Origin of the sequence: Nocardioides pinisoli (genome assembly GCF_024199985.1) — a bacterium.
In the GTDB taxonomy this organism is placed as follows: Bacteria; Actinomycetota; Actinomycetes; order Propionibacteriales; family Nocardioidaceae; genus Nocardioides; species Nocardioides pinisoli.
The window spans coordinates 360,216-377,757 of record NZ_JANARS010000003.1; the positions used below are offsets into that span (position 1 = coordinate 360,216).

Genomic DNA, 17,542 nt, shown 5'->3' on the forward strand with positions numbered 1-17,542 from the left:
GGTCGTCGGGGAGCCGGCCGGAGGGCAGGGCGGCCGCCCCGAGCGCGAGGTGGCGAGCGCCGCACCCTGCCGGTGTTAGCGTCGACGCCCACAGCGGTCACGGGTTGTGCAGGCAGGCAGGTGAGCGCTGGCGATGCCATGCCACCTACCGGCGAGGAGTCCTCGTGCCCGCACCGCAGCCCGGCACCAACTGGGCGGGCAACCACACCTACACCGCAGGGCGCTACGTCCGCGCGTCCTCGGTCGAGGAGGCCCAGGAGGTCATCAGCTCGTCCCGCAAGGTCCGACTGCTCGGCACGCGCCACTCCTTCAACGCCCTGTGCGACACCGACGGGACGCTGCTCGACCTCACCGGCCTCGCGACTGACCCGGTCCTCGGGCGCGGGACGGTCCGGGTCGCGGGGGGTACGCCGTACAACGACGTCGCAGCCCACCTGCAGGCCCGCGGCTACGCACTGGCTAACCTGGGCTCGCTCCCCCACATCTCGGTGGCCGGTGCCACGTCGACCGGCACGCACGGCTCGGGCGCGGGCAACCGCATCCTCGGCGCGGGCGTCAGCCGCCTCGAGCTGATCGGCGCGGACGGCGAGCTGCGCACGGTCTCCCGCGGCGAGCCGGACTTCGACGGCTCCGTCGTCGCGCTGGGCGCCCTCGGCGCGATCGTGTCGCTCGACCTCGACGTCGAGCCGACCTACGACGTGCGCCAGGACCTCTACGCCCACCTGCGCTGGAGCGAGGTGGTCGAGCGGATCGACGAGGTGCTGGGCTCGGCCTACAGCGTCAGCGTCTTCGGCCGGTGGAACGACACCGATCCCACCGAGGTGCTGGCGAAGACCCGCCTCCCCGACGACCGCGGACCGGCCGACTGGACCGGCGGGACGGAGGCCGTTCCGGCTGCCACCGCGTCGCTCACCCTCGGCGGGGGTGACCACATCACGGCGCGCGGCACCCCCGGGCCGTGGTCGGAGCGGCTGCCCCACTTCCGCGGCGACCGACAGCCCAGCTTCGGCGAGGAGATCCAGTCGGAGTGGTTCGTCCCGGCCACCGAGGCTGCGGCTGCCCTGCGCGCCGTCACGGACCTGGCGGCCGCGACCGGCGGGGAGCTGGCCGCGCTGCTCATCGTCAGCGAGATCCGCGCCATCCGCGCCGACGACCTGTGGCTCTCACCCGCCGAGGGCCGCGAGACCGTCGCCCTGCACTTCACCTGGAAGCGCGAGCCGGAGGCCGTGCTGGCCATGGTCCGGCGCGTCGAGGACGCCCTCGCGCCCCACGCCGCCCGGCCGCACTGGGGCAAGGTCTACGACCGCATCGAGCCCGCCCACCACCCACGCCTGGGCGACTTCCGCGCGCTGGCCGAGCGGGTGGACCCGGCCGATGTCTTCCGCAACCCCATGGTGGATCGGGTGCTCGGCGTGGCCGACGGCCGGTAGGCCGCTCACCAGCGCCCGTGGACCTGCTCCCGGACCCGCCGGTCGTAGAGGTCGCGCACGCCGTCGAGGAACGACGCCGGCAGCTCACCGACGAGACCGGCAGCGGCGTTGGACTCGGCCTGCGAGACGTTCCGCGCCCCCGGGATGACCGTCGTGACGCCGGGCTGCTGGACGACCCAGGCGATCGCAGCCTGCGCGGGCGTGACCCCGGCAGGGAGCGACGACTCGACGAGGGACGAGAACTCCTTGGCGGCCGAGACACCGGTCTCGTAGTCGACACCGGAGAAGGTCTCCCCGACGTCGAACGCGCTGCCGTCACGGTTGTAGCTCCGGTGGTCGTCCTCGGCGAACGTGGTGTCGAGGTCGTACTTGCCCGACAGCAGGCCCGAGGCCAGCGGCACCCGGGCGATGATCCCGACACCGGCCGCGGCCGCGGCCGGCAGCACCTCGTCGAGCGGCTTCATCCGGAAGGCGTTGAGGATGATCTGCACGCTCGCGACATGGGGCCGCGCGATCGCGCTCAGCGCCTGGGCACACGTCTCGACGCTCACGCCGTACGACGCGATCACGCCCTCGTCGACGAGCCGGTCCAGCACGTCGTAGGTCGCGTCGTCGTCGATGACCTCGCTGGGCGGGCAGTGCAGCTGCACGAGGTCGATCGTGTCGACCCCGAGGTTCGTGCGCGACCGGTCGAGCCAGGAGCGGAAGTGGGGCTCGACGTAGTTGCCCGGCACCTGGTCCATCCGCCGGCCCATCTTGGTGGCGACCGTGAAGTCGGCGTCCGGGTGGGCCGCGACGAAGCGGCCCACGATCTGCTCGCTGCGGCCATCGCCGTAGACGTCGGCGGTGTCGTAGAAGGTCACGCCCGCCTCGGCGGACGCCTCCAGGACCGCGCGGGCGTCGGTCTCGCTCACCTCGCCCCAGTCGGCGCCGAGCTGCCACGTGCCCAGGCCGACGACCGAGGCGGTGAAGGGGGTCCGGGGGAAGGGTCGCGTCTCCATGTCGTCGAGCCTAGGCACGGGCACCAGCCGCGACCACCACGGCCTCGACCGCCCGGTCGAGCTGACCGGTCAGGTCGTCGCGAAGCGCCACTCGAGGTGAGCGGCGTAGGTCTTCCCCGGACGCAGCACCGCCGACGGCCACTCGGGCCGGTTGGGCGAGTCGGGGAAGAGCTGCGGCTCGAGCGCGACGCCGTCGCCCTGGCGGTAGCGACCGCCGCTGGTCGAGCGCCGGGTGCCGTCGAGGAAGTTGCCGGTGTAGACCTGCAGGCCCGGCTGGTCGGTCCACACCTCGACGGCGGTGCCGGTGCTCGCCGACGCGAGTCGTGCGGCGCGACGGAGGCCGCTCCCGCGCACGACGTAGTTGTGGTCGATCCCGCGAGCGTCGACGACCTGCGGGTACTCGGTGCGGATGGCAGGTCCGATGGCGGTCGGCCCGCGGAGGTCGAAGGGCGTGCCCTCGACGGGGCTGTGACCGCCGGTCGGGATCCCGGTCGCGTCGACGGGCGTGAACTCGTCGGCCTCGACGAGGAGCTCGTGCTCGTCGATGGTGCCCGAGCCCTCGCCGTCGAGGTTGAAGTAGGCGTGGTTGGTCAGGTTGACGACCGTGGCGGCGTCGGTGGTCGCCTCCATCGTGACGCGGACGGTCCCGCCGTCGACGCGGTAGGTCACGCGCGCGGTCACCGCCCCCGGGAAACCCTGGTCGCCGTCCGGACTCGCCAGCGACAGCACGACCTCGTCCGGCGCGTGCGACTCGACGTCCCACAGGCGTACGTCGAACCCGTCCGGGCCGCCGTGCAGGCTGTTGCCCCGGTCGTGGGTGCGCACCTCCACCTCGCGCCCGTCCAGGGTGAACCGGCCCGCCGCGATCCGGTTGGCGTAGCGACCGATGGTGCCGCCGACGTAGTCACCGCTGGCAAGCCGCTCCTCGACGTCGGGATGCCCCAGTACGACGTTGCGCCGCTCCCCGTCGCCGCCCGCGACGACCAGCCGGTGCACCGTCGCGCCCAGCGTGAGCACCTCGACGACCGGTCCCGGCTCGGAACCGATCGTCAGGAGGCGTACGTCGCGCCCGTCGGGCATCTGGCCGAAGTGCTGGTCACGGGTCGAGTCCTGGGTCACGCGACCATCCTCCGGCATTGCGGACCTATGCGGTCGGGCGGCGTCCGGGAGACGTGCTGCACCCCGCCCCAGGCGGGCGATGACCTTGTCGTCGGAAGGGCCGAGGTCCCGGAGCTCGTCGAGATTGGCTGCCGCGCCGTTCGTGGTCCTCGCCGGTAGTGATTCCTACTTCGACGGCGGAGGTGGTCGTCGGGTTGTGGGCTGAGCGGGCGGAGCATGACGGCGCGAGTGTCGAGTGGGTAGCGATGTCCGAACTGGAACTTGAGCGAACCGAGCCGCTCGCGGACTGATCACGGCCGGTCGGTCTGCACGACCTCCGTCAGGAACTCCGTCAGGAGGGTGCTGAACGACTCGGGGTCCTCGAAGCTCGGCAGGTGCGCGGTCCCATGCATGACCCGACCCCGGGCGTCGGGGATGAGCTCACTCATCGTCTGACAACGTTCCTGCGCGTGCGGGAAGTCGAGGTCGCCCCAGACGAGCAGCGTGGGAACCGCGATCTCGCTCAGTCGTGGCCACGCAGACGGGGGTTGGGTCTCCTCGCCGACCTGCGGTGCTCGCAGGGCCACACCGTTCATGTCCAGGAAGAGGTCGCGGAGGTCGCCCCGCACGCGCCCCTCCTCGCCGAGGACGCCGTCGAGCCACACGCGCGCCTCGAGGAGGTTGAGTCGGTCCATGTCTTCCGACTCCTCGGCCGCCTCCAGGTCCTCGAGCAGCGCTTCGACGTGCGGAGGGAACGCGTCGACGGCTGGCGCGCCGCCCACGGGCCGGGGCGATCAGCACCACCGCGGCGACGCGGTCGGGGTGTGCCAGGGCGAAGTCGAGGGCGACCTTGCCGCCTTGCGAGCAGCCCACCAACGTCGCTTGCGTGACGCCCGCGGCGTCCAGGACCGCGAGGAGGTCGTCCGTCTGAGAGTACGTCTCCTCGTGGGGTGGCGTCCCGCCGAATCCTCTCCGGTCATAGGCCACGGTGGTGTGGGTGTCGGTGACGGTCTCGACCACTCCGTCCCACATGCGCCGGTCGGCCACGCCCGCATGCAGGAAGACCAACGCCGGGCCGTCGCCCCGCACCTCTCCGGCCAAGGTCGCCCCGCCGCTTCGTACGAGCGTCTCTGTCACTTGCTGGTCTCCTCTGAAGAACGCTGGGCCATGAGTTGGCGTGCAGCGTGGACTGTATGGGCAACCACGACCTCGACGACTTCCGCCAACGGCGCGGGACCGCATCAGGGCTCCCGCGCCGTTGCGCGTCGAGACGTGGTCAGTCGCGCAGCGTGCGCCGTACGACGTGGAACACGGCCGGGACCAAGATCGCCCAGCCCAGGATCGTGACGGCGTCCGGGAACTCGCCCGACCCCATCACGAACCCGGCCACCACGACCGCGGCCGGCCAAGCACCGACGATCGACCGGTGACGCCACAGCAGGGCGGCGAGCAACAGGTTCCCGGGGATGGCCATCGCGAGCGGCCACGAGACGATGTCGAAGAACGGCCCCGTGTGGACGGCCGACCACACCTCGAGGGAACCGGCACGGGGAGCGCCGTCGAGGATGAGGTCGGCGGCGACCAGCTTGGCGCCGACGAAGGACGCGACGCCCAGGTAGCCCAGTGCGAGCAGGACGCCGACGACCGGCGCCAGTCGCGGCGCCGAACGGGCGAACGTGACGATGACGTACGCCGCGAGGGCGACGCCGGCGGCTGCGGCAGCGAACTGCAAGGAGGTGGACACGACGAACGCGGTCGGGTGGGCCGCGATCGCGCCGAGGAAGTCGGCGGCGGGCTCGCGAGGGAGCGGAGCCGGGTCGGTGGCGACGTACGCGGTGAAGAGCACCGGCGCCGTGACGGCCGTCGCGCCGAGGAGCCGACGCGGGGCCGACGGTCGGCCGGCGCGGGCGGTGGAAGCGGAAGCGTGTGCGCCCTCGCCGGCGGCGAAGGTGCCCTGGGGAGCCGTGAGGCCGGCTCCCATGGTGATCTGCTGGGTCATGACGAGGTCCTCTGCGGTGTTCGAAGGTGTGGTGGTGCTGACGTCCAGAACTCTCGCCCCGCGGACGTCCCGTCGTCACCGGGTGGCTGTCCCGACTTCGGACGGGACATCGAACCCGCCCCAACGGGACTCCTGACCAGCGATGATCACCCCATGTCCCGATCGCTCCGCCTCCTGGGTGCCTCGGCTCGCAGGCTCGCGGCGGCCCTGACCGGGCTCACGCTGCTGCTCCTCGGGTGGTCCGTGACGGCCGCCGTCGTCGTGGACGGCGCCCCGACCGGCGTCGACGTGGTCCGCGGAGTCGCGAGCGGGCTCGGCTTCGGCGTGCTGGGAGGTCTCGTGGCCGGCCGGCGACCGCAGCTGTCGATCGGCTGGCTGATGCTCGCGGCGGGGTTGAGCAGCGCCCTCTCGTCCGCCTGCGACGCGCTCGCGTGGTGGGCCCTGGGGCGTGGTCACAGCACGCTGGCCGAGATGGCCTACTGGGTGGCCGGGTGGACCTGGGCGCCCGGCTACCTGCTGCCCGTGACGCTCGTCCTGCTCCTCTTTCCCACCGGCCGCCCTCCGTCGCCGAGGTGGCGGCCCCTCGTCGTGCTGTCGTGGGCCGTGGTCGTCCTGGCGACGGCTGGATGGGCGCTGACGCCGTACGAGGAGCAGGACTTCGCCCCGCCCCCTGCCTTCGCCGACGCCGAGCCGGTGCTCGCCGTCCCCGGCGCCGGGGTCCTGCTGACCGTGGCGCTGCCGCTCTTCCTGATCTGCGCGGTCGCCGGAGTCGCGTCCGTGGTGGTGCGGTGGCGACGCGCGGAGCCCCGGTCCCACGAACGCGACCAGCTCTCGTGGCTCGTCCTCGCAGCCGGCGTGCTCGCGGGGCTCCTCGGGATCGCGCTCGTCACGCCGGGCACGGGGCCGGGCCTGATCGCGGTGGCGATGCTCGCGGTCCCGCTCGCGCTTGCCGTCGCCATCCTGCGCCGGGGCCTGTGGCAGCTGGACCTCGTGCTCGACCGCTCGCTCGTCTACGGAGGCCTGACGCTTGCCGTGGTGATGGTGTACGCCGCCCTCGTCTGGCTGGCCGGGTCCCTCACCGACGCGGTGGGCCCCGACCTCCGCATCGCGGCCGTGGTGGTGGCGGCCGTGGCGACCGCGCCGTTGCGCGACCGGCTGCAGGTGGGGGTGAACCGTCTCCTGTACGGCGACCGGGACGACCCCGAGGCCGCGATGGCCAGGCTCGCCGACCGCCTCGACGCCGCCACCCACCCCGCCGACGTGCTCCCGGCCGTCGCCCAGGGCGTCGTCCGCACGCTGCGGGTGCCGTGGGCGGAGGTGGAGACGGCACGCGGCGCCCGCGGGGCCGCCGGGACGCCGACCGGGCTCGCGGTCGACGTCCCGTTGCACTACCAGGGCCGCGAGGTCGGGACGATGCGCGTCGCCCCGCGCGCCGGCGAGTCCGGACTCGGGGTACGAGAGTTCGCGGTGCTTGAGCGGTTGGCCCGACAGGCGGCACTCGCCGCCCACGCCGCGGCGCTCTCGGAGGACCTCGTCCTGTCGCGCGAACGGCTGGTGCTGTCCCGCGAGGAGGAGAGGCGGAGGCTGCGTCGCGACCTCCACGACGACCTCGGCCCCACCCTGGCCGCCACCGCGATGAAGCTGGAGTCGACGCGCGACCTCGTCGCACGTGACCCCGAGGCGGCCATCGTGGCCCTGGACGTGGCCGCGGAACGCCTGCGCGCGAGCGTGGCGGGAGTGCGACGCATCGTCGACGACCTGCGACCACCCTCCCTCGACGGGCTCGGTCTGGCCGGCGCGCTCCGTGAACAGCTCGACCAGTTCGGCGACAGCGTCGAGCTGTGCCTCGACGTACGCGTGCCGGACGAGCTGCTGCGGACGCTCCCGGCGGCCGTCGACGTCGCTGCCTACCGGATCGTCTCCGAAGCAGTCACCAACGCCGTGCGGCACGCCCAGCCGACGCGGGTGGACGTGGTGCTCGAGGTGATCGACCACGAGCTGGCGCTGACCGTCTCCGACGACGGGAGCGGGATGCCGGCGCACGCCCGGGCGGGCGTCGGCCTCGAGTCGGTCCACCACCGCGCCGCCGAGGTCGGTGGCACCTGTGCGATCCACACCCGGCCCGGTGCCGGGACCGTTCTGTCAGCCCGACTACCCCTGGAGATCCCGTGACCACCACCCCGTTGTCGGTGCTCGTCGTCGACGACCACCCACTTTTCCGCGAGGGCCTGGTGGAGGTCGTGCGCGGCATGGCAGGCGTGGGCCGGGTGGAGGAGGCCGCGGACGGTGCGGAAGCGGTGGCCACCGCCCTGGAGCTGCGTCCCGACGTCGTGGTGATGGACCTCCACATGCCTGGGACCAGTGGCATCGAGGCGACGCGCCAGATCCTCGCCGACCGGCCGCAGACGAGCGTCCTGGTGCTGACGATGCTGGAGAACGACGAGTCCGTCGTGTCGGCCCTCCGCGCGGGCGCCCGCGGCTACATCGTCAAGGGTGCCGCACGAGCCGAGATCGCCCGGGCGATCGAGGGCGTGGCGGCCGGCGACGTGGTCCTCGGTCCGGCGGTCGGGGCGAAGGTCCTCGGGCTCTTCAACCGTGGTGCCGACCGGGGCGGCGGCCGGGTCGTGCCGTTCCCCGAGCTCACCGACCGCGAGCTCGAGGTGCTGGACCTGGTGGCCCGCGGACTCACCAACGGAGCGATCGCCCGCAAGCTGTTCCTCAGCGAGAAGACGGTGCGCAACACCGTGTCGACGATCTTCGGCAAGCTCGGCGTCGCCCATCGCGCGGAGGCGGTCGCCCGCGCGAGGGACGCCGGCATGGGTGCGGACTGACCCAGCACCACGAAGCAAGAGGCGCCCGTCCCCCACCACCGGGGAACGGGCGCCTCACCCTGCCTGGTGGCAGGTCTGCTCACCTCAACGCCGAACCCGCCGAGGCGCGGACGACGCGGTCCTGGCGGGCAGGTCCGGGCCCCGCACCGTCACCCGCACCGACAGCCGCTTGCCTCGGTCCGCGCGGGTCACGCGGTAGGAGGTCTTGCCGGCGGATCGGATCGGCTTGCCGTTGCGCAGCCACACCACCTTGGTGGCGCTGGGCGAGGGCGACCAACGCCCGAGGCTTGCGCGCACCGTCCGGCCCACCACCACCTTTCCCACGACGGCCGGCTTGGCCAGCATGGTGAACGACGGAGCCGGAGCCGGAGCCGGAGCAGGAGCAGGAGCGGGAGCGGGAGCCGGGGTCGGAGCCGGCGCCGGAGCCGGGGGCTGGGCGGGGGCCGGTCCAGCGCCGGCGTCCGGACTGATGGCAGCCGGTGACCAGAACGGCTCCGTGGCGCCCCGGACGAGCACCCACGCCTCGTTCGCCTCACACGCGGCCCCGATCCTCATGACAGAGACTCCCTCGACCTCAGCCGTGGCGAAGGCCGAACCATCGGGGGCGGTGGTCGGGTCCGAGAGCTTCGCGTCCTCGTTGGTGGCACAGACCGGACTCGGTGACGCCAGGGCGGCGGGGTTGCCGGACCGTGGGTCGCTCTCGGCGCTGTAGGTGAGGATCCTCGCGGAGGACCCGTACCCTCGCGTGGCCACCAGCACGCGACCGTCCCGCGAGACCCAGCCGTCGCCGAGGTCGGTGTCGGACGAGAAGACGTCACGGTCGTCGAACCAGTGCTGCGGGCTGCCTCCGAGGTCCTGGAGCATCATCTGGCTCCCGTAGCCGCCGTGCACCATCAGCCGAGTGTTGGTCACCCAGCTCGGGTCACCGAAGTAGGACGTCGTCGTCGGCGGAGTCAACACCGACGCCGACGTCACACCGGTGACCGTCCGGGTCCCACACTCAGCGGCGACGGGACAGGTGGAGCTCGTGGTGGACCACGCGATCCTCGTGCCGTCGGGCGAGATGGCGACGCTGACGGGCACGCCGTCCTGCGGCTGGCCCACGGAGTTGGTCAGCGGCGGCGGGTCCATCGTGTTCAGGACAGTGCCGTCCTGCTTGAGCCGGACGATCTCCTGGCCCTTGCCGACAGCGATGGTGCCGTCGTCGGCCATGCTGGGCGAGTAGTACTGCGAGGCGAAGGTGCCGTCCTTGGTCACCTGCACGAGGCCGGTGCCGTCCGGTCGGACGAGCCAGACGTTGTGGTCCTTCAGCAGGACGATGCTTCCAGGCAGGCTCGTCGCGCTGGCCGGGATGGCCGCTTGCGCGTGAGCAGGGCTTGCAGGAGCCGCTACGACCGCCAGAGTGGCGGTCAGGGTCGCGGCGGCCAGCGCCAGGAAGGCGGGTGGGCGGGTGGTCATGGATCCTCCGGACGTCGGTGATGTCGTGGGCGACGGGATGTCGCACCGGCATCGTGGCTGCGCGGTTGTCCCGGTTGACAGGGGCCGTTGTCCCGTCCTCGGCTCGGACACGCCCACCTGAGGTGGTCGGCATGTCCCGAGGCGATCACGGAACCGAGGAGTGACACCTGTCCCTGTCGCTCGGGACATCAGGCGTCGCAGGCTCAGCCGGCGCCGCGACAGTCGCGGCCATCCAGAGTCAGAGGAACCATCGTGAACCGTCGTCCGTCCGTCCGAATCCGTGCCACCCTGCTGCTCGGCACCGCCGTCTTCTCCTCCACCCTTCTCACCTCCTGCTCGGACTCCGAGGCAGCGGAGACCAGCGGGAGCGACCCCGTCGCCGAGTCCGCCGGCGAGCCCGGCTCCGCCGACTCCGACGACCTCGCCGGCGCCCAGCTCGACTCCGGCGTCCCGGCCGAGTGCCTGGAAGCCTTCCCCGCCGCGTTCGGGGAGCCAGACCTCGGCGCGGCCACGCTGCTGCCGGCTGACTGGCCGAGCGACGCCGTCGACGGGACGCTCTGCCAGACCTCTGCCACGGGCAACGGCCTCCAGGTCGTCGACTGGGCCACCGATGCGTCGGGCTCCGAGGTGCTGGACGCCGTCGTCGCGGCGCTGCCGTCGTCGTACGAGGTGACCCGCAAGGACGAGGGCCTCGGCGAGCAGCTCGACGGCACCGCGGGCGACGTCTGGTTCACCGTGATCACGCGCCCCGGCGCGTACACCGTCCAGCTCGCCCCGGCGTCGTGAGCACGCGGACAAGGTCCGGCGCGGCCGCCGTCCTCGCGGGGGGCCTGCTGTCGTCCATGCCGCTCGGCATCCTGCCTGCCGAGGCGGCCGGACCGCGCTGCATGGGCGAGCGCGCGACTCTCGTCGGCACTCCCGCCCGCGACGTCCTCATCGGAGGCGACGGCCCCGACGTCATCTGGGGCGCCGGTGGCAAGGACACGATCGACGGCGGTGGCGGCCAGGACCTCATCTGTGGCGGCGCCGGCAAGGACACGATCGACGGTGGACCCGGGTCCGACGGGGTCACGGGTGGAGCCGGAGACGACACCATCCGGACCGGCGGCGGGCAGGAGGACCAGGCCTGGGGCGACGGCGGCACCGACACGATGACCGCCGAGTCCGCGGGCGCCTCCCTCGCGGCCGGCAAGGGAGACGACATCCTGCTCGCCCAGGCCAAGGACGTCGGGCTGCTCGGCGAGGAGGGCAACGACAGGATCCGTGCCGAGAAGCCCGGCGCGATGATCGACGGGATGTGGGGCAACGACCGCATCGTGCTGCTCAAGCCCACCGAGCTGGTCGTCGGCGGACCCGGCATCGACACGATCCGCGGGTCCAACACCGACGACGGGAGTCCCGAGCAGCCGATCCTCGGTGGCGCGGGCAACGACATCATCTTCATGAACGCCGGCACCGACTTCGTCGACGGCGGCGAGGGCGACGACACGATCGACCTCGGCACCGGCACCAACGGTTTCGCCCGTGGCGGACCGGGGGTGGACACGATGAGCTCGGCGGCCATCGGATCCGGCCTGTACGGCGAGGGCGGCGCCGACGTGATGGTCGCCCGGGCTCCGGGCATGCTGATGACCGGCGGCGACGACGACGACACCCTCACCGGGAGCAGGCACAACGACACCATCGACGGTGACGCGGGCGTGGACACCATCCATGCCGGTGAGGGCACCGACGAGGTCAACGGTGGGGACGGTGGCGACCGCATCGTCGTCAACGGCGGCGAGAAGCACACGATCCGGGCCGGCCCCGGTGACGACACCGTGGACTACGGGCCGGCACTCGCAGGGATCATCGAAGCCGGCAGCGGGAACGACGTCGTGCGCTCCATCGCCGAGGGCGTCGGCATCCTCGGCGAGGAGGGAGACGACAAGGTCCTGGTCACCGGCATGGGGTCCTTGATGGTCGGCGGCCCGGACAACGACACGCTCGAGGGCAGCGCGTTCGCGGACCACGTCGAGGGATCCGAGGGCAACGACACCATCACGCTCAACCATGGTGACGACACCGACGTCGACGGCGGTGCAGGCAACGACAGCATCGACGGTGGGGCAGGCAACGACGTCCTCACCGGCGGCGGCGACGACGACGGTCTCCTCGGGGGTGAGGGCGACGACCAGCTGCTCGGCGGCGACGGGAAGGACACCTGTCTGGGTGGCGCCGGGCACGACACCTGCAACGGCGGCCCGCTGGGCACCGACGGGCTCAGCCCCGACGACCCGGACACATGCGGTGACGACGTCGAGGTCAAGCGCAACTGCAAGGGCAACCCCCGCGCGCGCTGGTTCGGCCGGGCCGCGGGCACGCTGAGCCACGGCGGCGTCAAGGAGACCTGGTCCACGTCGTACACCCTGGAGACGGTCGTGGCGGACTACTACTGGGCAGCGGAGACGACCATCGTGTGGAGCGTCGGCGGCACCGACTCCCGCGGCTGCAGCTACACCGGCCGGGCCACGATCCCGGGACGGGCCGGGCTAACCGTGTGGGACACGACGTCGTACGCCCATGAGGTCCACCGCGTCGCGGGGACGACCGTGCCGGTGACGGTCTCGTGCCCCGGTCGTCAACCGGAGACCGTTCCCTACCACCCGATGAACACCAACGCCGCGGAGGTGGACGACGAGCTGATCGTCGAGCCGGGCCTCGAGATCTCCGGCGACAACAGCTACGTGCCGACGAACACGACGGACGGACTGGCCAGCTGGTCGTGGTCGCTGTCGACCACACCGCTGCAGCCGAGCTGAACCCTCGCGGTACCGCGGCGACACCCAAGCTGTGCCCGTCGACCACCTGGTCGGCGGGCACAGCCGTTCGTGGCGACCGACCGGCGACGTCCGACACGAGGTCGTCGGGACAGCGCCGGGACATCTCGCCGATGCCTCCGGGACACCGGGAACGACAGCGTTCCTGTCATGACCACCCACACCACCACCCCGTCCCCCGTCCACTCCACCACCGGATCCACCCCGCGCCCCGTCGGCCGCGGTCGGCGATCGCTCCTGGCCCTCGCGGGGCTGCTGGCCTGCGCCGTCCCTGTCGTGTTCACCATCAACATCACCCGGATGCTGGTGACCGGCATCGACACCGACCACCGCTTCCACCAGCTGACCGGGCAGGGCGAGATCCTCTTCGCCCTCTGGCTGGTGCCGCTCCTCGCCCTGCTCCGCGCGGGATGGCAGGGCCGGCGGCCCGGCACCGCCGCCGGCTGGGCCCACCTCGTCCTCGTCGCTGCCGGCGCGGGCTGCGCCGTGGCTGCCCCCGGAGGGGGCGCACCTCTCCTCGTGGGCCTCATCGTGGTCACGGGATCGTTCGTCTGGGCGGCCCTGCCGCTGCGTCCGCGGCTGCGCGTCGGCGTACAGGTCGACCCGTTGCTGGTGCCGGTCGCGCTCGCGGCCAGCGCGGTGCTGCTGCCGTACGCCGTGGACCAGATCGCCCTGCAGAACGCGGCGACCACCGGCTACCACTCCCAGAACCCGCACTTCTTCGACATGGCGTGGATCTCGGTCGTCCTCGCGGCGTACGCCCTGCTCGCCGGCCTGGTCCCCGCCGTCCGGGTGCTGGCCACCGGCTTCGCCGTCGCGATGGCGTGGCTCGGCACCGCCGGGCTCGCTCTCGGCGAGAGCACCGCATGGTCCCTGACGGTCCTGGCGTGCGGCGTCCTCGCCGCCGGTGCGTCGGTCGTCGGACGAGGCCGAACCGCCCGGAACTGACGTCGAGCAGTGTCCACCACACCTACAATCCGCCACGTGCAGCCAGCGTCGCGACCTCGGTCACGCCCGGTGACCCTGGGAGCGGCGCTGGCCGCGGTCCCGGGCATCGGAGGAGGGTTGCTCGCCCTGGCTCTGGCCGCTGCGAACGAGGCTTGGGACCTGGCCGTGGCCGGCCAGGTCCCGGTGGACGCCGTGGTGGCCATCGCCTACCCGATGACGGCCCTGGTCGTGCTCAGCTCGCCGGGACTGCGCCGCGGGGGGCGGTCCCTCGCGTGGATCCTCATGCTCGCCGGCGGTTGCTCGGGCATCGTCACGCTCTCCACGGTCGTCGCCCAGGTCGCCACCGAGCCCTCGACCACGACCGACATCGCCCTGATGCTGCTGAGCAGCGTGTGGGTGCCGGGATTCCTGTCCCTGCTGACCCTCGTCCCGCTGTTCTACCCCGACGGCCTGCTCCCGGGGAGGCTGTGGCGCCTCGCTGCGTTGGCCGCCGCCGTCGGGCTCGCCCTCGTGACCGTGGGTGTGGGGCTCTATCCCGAGTCCTTCGAGGGCCGCATCCGGCTGACGAAGCCGGTGAGCAACCTCGGCGTCGCGCAGACATTCACCTACGCCGGCGCGGCGATGCTCCTGCCGGCGTTCCTCGCCGCCCTCGGCTCGCTCGTCGTCCGGCTGGTCCGGACCCGAGGACTGGCACGCCGTCAGGTGGTCGTCTTCCTCGCGGCCGCGGGGCTGCTCGTCGCCGTCACCGTCGCGCAGGGTTCGCTGCCCTCGCCGGTCGGCATCGTCGCCCAGGCACTCGCCGCGGCCCTGGTCCCGGTCGCCATCGGCGTCGCCATCACCCGGCACGGCCTCTACGACCTCGACGTCGCCGTTCGCCGCTCGATCGTCGCCGCCAGCCTCGGCACGTGCCTCGCGGGCGGCTACCTCACTCTCTTCGCCGTGCTCCAGGCGCTGCCGCGCCACGAGTCGGCACTCAGCGCCGCCGTGGCCGCCGGCTTCACCGGCGCGATCATGCAGCCACTCGCCAAGCGGCTCACGGCCGGCGTGGACCGGATGTTCTACGGCGACCGGGCCGATCCGTTCGCGGTGGCCAGCGCGTTGGCGACCAGCCTCACCGACGCCGGCCTCGACGTCGCGCGGGTCCCCCAGGTGCTGTGCGACACGGTCGTCGAGACCCTGCGCCTGCCGGCAGCCCGCGTGTGGTTGGCCGGTGACAGCAGCGATCGACCGGTCGCCACCGCAGGCGCGGTCGGTCACGGACCGCCGGTCCAGCTCGAGCTGCGGCACCGCGGAGAGGTCGTGGCGGCGCTCGACGTCTGGCCCCGCGCCGGCGAGCAGACGCTGCACCCGCGCGACGAGGTCGTCGTGCGTGGTCTCGCCGACCAGGTGGCGCCGGCCGTCGCCGCGGTCCAGCTGCACCGCCAGCTCCAGCGCAGTCGCGAAGCCCTGGTCGCGGCCCGCGAGGACGAGCGCCTCCAGCTCAGGCGCGACCTGCACGACGGGCTGGGTGCGACCCTGGCCGGCCTCCGTCTGCAGGTCGAGACCGCGCAGGACCTGTCCGACCAGCCGGACGTCGAGCACCTGCTCGGCTCCGCGGGAGACGGTGTCGCCCAGGCCGTGGCCGAGGTGCGCGCCATCACCGACGGCTTGCGTCCGGCTGCGCTCGACGAGCTCGGGCTGGCCCGCGCCCTGTCCGCGCTCGCAGACCGCGTCCGGGCGCCCGGTCTCGAGGTCGAGGTCGACATCGCTGAGCACGTCTCCGCTGCCCCGGCGGTCGAGGTCGCCCTGCACCGCATCGCCGCGGAGGCGCTCGCCAATGTCGTACGACACTCCGCCGCGCGCCGGGTGTCGCTGCGCGTCAGGGACGGCCGGCACGTCGAGCTGGAGGTCAGCGACGACGGCGTCGGGCTCGGGGCGGCGACGACCACTGCCGGGTCGGGCCTCGGCCTGGCCTCGATGCGGCAGCGCGCCGAGGAGGTCGGCGGGACGCTCGAGGTCCGCACCTCCGACTCAGGCACCACCGTCCACGCACTGCTGCCGCACGCCGTAGGAGACCTCCGATGACCACTGTCCTGCTCGTCGACGACCACCCCCTGTTCCTCGACGGTGTCCGAGCCGCGCTCACGGGAGCTCCCGACATCGAGGTCGTCGGCGAGGCGCACGACTGCCGGGAGGCCGTGGAGAAGGCGGCCGCCCTGCGTCCCGACGTCGTGCTGATGGACCTCAACCTCCCCGACGGCTCCGGCATCGACGCCACCCGCGACATCCTGGCGGCGGCGCCCGAGACGGGGATCTTGGTGATCACGATGTCGGACGACGACGACGCCGTCGTCGCGGCGATGCGAGCCGGTGCTCGCGGCTACGTCGTGAAGGGGGCCGGTCGTGCGGACCTGCTCCACTCCGTCGCGACGGTGGCTGCCGGTGGGGCGGTCTTCAGCCCAGCGGTCGCCGCACGCCTCGGTGGCTACTTCACCGGGATGGCCGCCCAGCCCGGCCGGGAGATGTTCCCCCAGCTCAGCGAGCGCGAGCGGGAGGTCCTCGACCTCGTTGCCCGCGGCCTCGACAACCGCCGGATCGCCCGCGAGCTGTTCCTGTCCGAGAAGACGGTGCGCAACCACGTCTCGACACTCCTCGGCAAGCTCGACGTCGCCGACCGGGCCGAGGCGATCGCCCGCGCCAGGCGCGCTGGAATGGGTCAGCAGCCGGGCTGAGGCTCGTTCCGTCCGCTAGCGTCCGACCCCATGGACGAGCACGCATCCGTCGAGCCTCTCCAGACCTACCGGGCCGTCAGCGACTCCGTCTTCGCGCTGTACGACGCCGGGCAGCAGCGCGAGGCCCTGACCCTGCTCATCGGCGCGGGTCCGGAGCTGCTGCCGTGGCGTTCGGAGCTGGCGCACCTCCGGGCGTGTCTGCACGGCTCACTGGGAGAGCTCGACGCGGCGATGGCGACCCTCGCCGAGGCCCACGCCGCGGGCGGGTGGTGGGACCCGGAGATCCTCCTCGAGGACGACGACCTGGCGTCCCTGGTCGGGTTGCCCGAGTTCGCGACGCTGGTCGAGTCGTCCCGGCAGCGCTGGGCGCGGGCCAACGCCGAGCCGGACCGCACAGGTGATCGTCTCGCGCTACCGTCCGGACGAGCGCGCGGGTTGCTCGTCGCGCTGCACGGTGCCGAGGAGGTCGCGGACGACGCGCTCGCCACGTGGGGTCCGGCGACGGACCTCGGCTTCGTCGTGCTCGCCGTACGGTCGTCGCAACGGACCTCACCCAGCTACCGGTCCTGGCCCGACCAGCAACGAGCCGCCGCCGAGATCGCCGACGCCCTGGAGACGCTGTCGGCGGAGACGCGGTCGTTGCCGCTCGTCGCTGGCGGCTTCTCCGCGGGCGGGCGGGTAGCACTCGACTGGGCTCGGTTCGGGACGCCGTGCGATGTCGCCGGCGTGGTCGCCGTGGCGCCTGCCGTACGTGGCGAGCCGAGGCAGAGCAGTGCCCGGGCCCTGGAGCCTGCGCTTCTCATCGTTGGAGAGGACGACGATCTCCACGACGACGTCGTCGCGGCGGGGCAGGCCCTCGCCGCTTCAGGCTTCAGGACGGACGTGGTCGAGGGACTGGCTCACCGCTTCCCGGAGGACTTCGCCGAGCGCTTGGCGGCGGCGCTGGTGCCCGTTCGCTGAGCGGTGGGGGAATTGGCTGTCGCCCGGGCTCCCCGGCCAGGGGAACCCGGGCGACCCGGTGCTCGGCGGACGAACCCGCTCACGCGATGGGCCTCCACCCCGCTGCGAGCGCCATGTCGTAGCGCCCGCGGCCCGGGACCTCGCTCGGAGCCTCGAGGACGCCGTCGCGCCGTAGGACGTGTGGACGGATTCGGCCCGAGCGCCTGATCGTGCGGTTGGTGGTGCGGCTGATGGTATGGACGTGCTTCATTCGAGGTGCTCCTGTTGTGGTGTCCGCGACCGTTCGC

General features: G+C 72.8%; 15 protein-coding genes. 9 read left to right on the top strand and 6 right to left on the bottom strand.

The annotated features are described in order from the left end of the window. The first annotated feature begins 164 nt into the window (after positions 1-164). Entirely contained in the window at positions 165-1,430 is a 1,266-nt protein-coding gene (locus NCI01_RS08825) for a D-arabinono-1,4-lactone oxidase (RefSeq protein WP_254181105.1), read from the top strand. A 5-nt stretch (positions 1,431-1,435) separates the two neighbouring features. On the opposite strand, the gene NCI01_RS08830 is transcribed toward NCI01_RS08825, so the two are convergent. The 5 genes from NCI01_RS08830 to NCI01_RS08845 all read right to left on the bottom strand — a co-directional run bounded on the left by NCI01_RS08830 (position 1,436) and on the right by NCI01_RS08845 (position 5,528). Next, the gene (locus tag NCI01_RS08830; protein WP_254181106.1) at positions 1,436-2,431 is read right to left on the bottom strand and encodes an aldo/keto reductase; all 996 of its coding nucleotides are present in this window, start codon (positions 2,429-2,431) and stop codon (positions 1,436-1,438) included. A 69-nt stretch (positions 2,432-2,500) separates the two neighbouring features. Beyond that, positions 2,501-3,550, bottom strand: a complete 1,050-nt coding sequence (locus NCI01_RS08835) for an aldose epimerase family protein (protein WP_254181107.1) — start codon at positions 3,548-3,550, stop codon at positions 2,501-2,503. A 290-nt stretch (positions 3,551-3,840) separates the two neighbouring features. After that, complete coding sequence (locus NCI01_RS22935; RefSeq protein ID WP_372495124.1) at positions 3,841-3,978, bottom strand: alpha/beta fold hydrolase; 138 nt, start codon at positions 3,976-3,978, stop codon at positions 3,841-3,843. Then, entirely contained in the window at positions 3,971-4,771 is an 801-nt protein-coding gene (locus tag NCI01_RS22940) for an alpha/beta fold hydrolase (RefSeq protein ID WP_372495126.1), read from the bottom strand. Before NCI01_RS22940 ends, NCI01_RS22935 begins: the two co-directional genes overlap by 8 nt. A 34-nt stretch (positions 4,772-4,805) precedes the next feature. Continuing rightward, entirely contained in the window at positions 4,806-5,528 is a 723-nt protein-coding gene (locus NCI01_RS08845; RefSeq protein ID WP_254181109.1) for a hypothetical protein, read from the bottom strand. A 153-nt stretch (positions 5,529-5,681) separates the two neighbouring features. Here NCI01_RS08845 and NCI01_RS08850 point away from each other — a divergent pair, with 153 nt between their 5' ends. Together NCI01_RS08850 and NCI01_RS08855 are read left to right on the top strand one after the other, a co-directional pair. Next, a complete protein-coding gene (locus NCI01_RS08850; protein WP_254181110.1) occupies positions 5,682-7,700 on the top strand; it encodes a sensor histidine kinase in 2,019 nt (672 codons plus the stop codon). Beyond that, entirely contained in the window at positions 7,697-8,359 is a 663-nt protein-coding gene (locus tag NCI01_RS08855) for a response regulator (protein WP_254181111.1), read from the top strand. The genes NCI01_RS08850 and NCI01_RS08855 overlap by 4 nt, the downstream gene beginning before the upstream one ends. Positions 8,360-8,443: 84 nt before the next feature. On the opposite strand, the gene NCI01_RS08860 is transcribed toward NCI01_RS08855, so the two are convergent. Next, complete coding sequence (locus NCI01_RS08860; RefSeq protein ID WP_254181112.1) at positions 8,444-9,817, bottom strand: TolB-like translocation protein; 1,374 nt, start codon at positions 9,815-9,817, stop codon at positions 8,444-8,446. A 252-nt stretch (positions 9,818-10,069) separates the two neighbouring features. On the opposite strand from NCI01_RS08860, the gene NCI01_RS08865 reads away from it, so the two are divergent. The 6 genes from NCI01_RS08865 to NCI01_RS08890 all read left to right on the top strand — a co-directional run bounded on the left by NCI01_RS08865 (position 10,070) and on the right by NCI01_RS08890 (position 17,255). Then, entirely contained in the window at positions 10,070-10,603 is a 534-nt protein-coding gene (locus NCI01_RS08865; protein WP_254181113.1) for a hypothetical protein, read from the top strand. Next, a complete protein-coding gene (locus NCI01_RS08870; RefSeq protein ID WP_254181114.1) occupies positions 10,600-12,618 on the top strand; it encodes a calcium-binding protein in 2,019 nt (672 codons plus the stop codon). Before NCI01_RS08865 ends, NCI01_RS08870 begins: the two co-directional genes overlap by 4 nt. Before the next feature lie 168 nt (positions 12,619-12,786). Next, positions 12,787-13,584: a hypothetical protein gene (locus NCI01_RS08875; RefSeq protein WP_254181115.1), complete on the top strand. Its 798-nt coding sequence runs from the start codon at positions 12,787-12,789 to the stop codon at positions 13,582-13,584. A gap of 36 nt (positions 13,585-13,620) precedes the next feature. Next, complete coding sequence (locus NCI01_RS22680; protein ID WP_254181116.1) at positions 13,621-15,648, top strand: sensor histidine kinase; 2,028 nt, start codon at positions 13,621-13,623, stop codon at positions 15,646-15,648. Beyond that, on the top strand, positions 15,645-16,295 hold the full coding sequence (locus tag NCI01_RS08885) for a response regulator (RefSeq protein WP_254181117.1): 651 nt from the start codon (positions 15,645-15,647) through the stop codon (positions 16,293-16,295). Before NCI01_RS22680 ends, NCI01_RS08885 begins: the two co-directional genes overlap by 4 nt. 30 nt (positions 16,296-16,325) lie before the next feature. Continuing rightward, positions 16,326-17,255 (top strand): serine aminopeptidase domain-containing protein, encoded by a 930-nt coding sequence (locus NCI01_RS08890; protein ID WP_254181118.1) that lies wholly within the window; start codon positions 16,326-16,328, stop codon positions 17,253-17,255. The last annotated feature ends 287 nt before the right edge of the window (positions 17,256-17,542 follow it).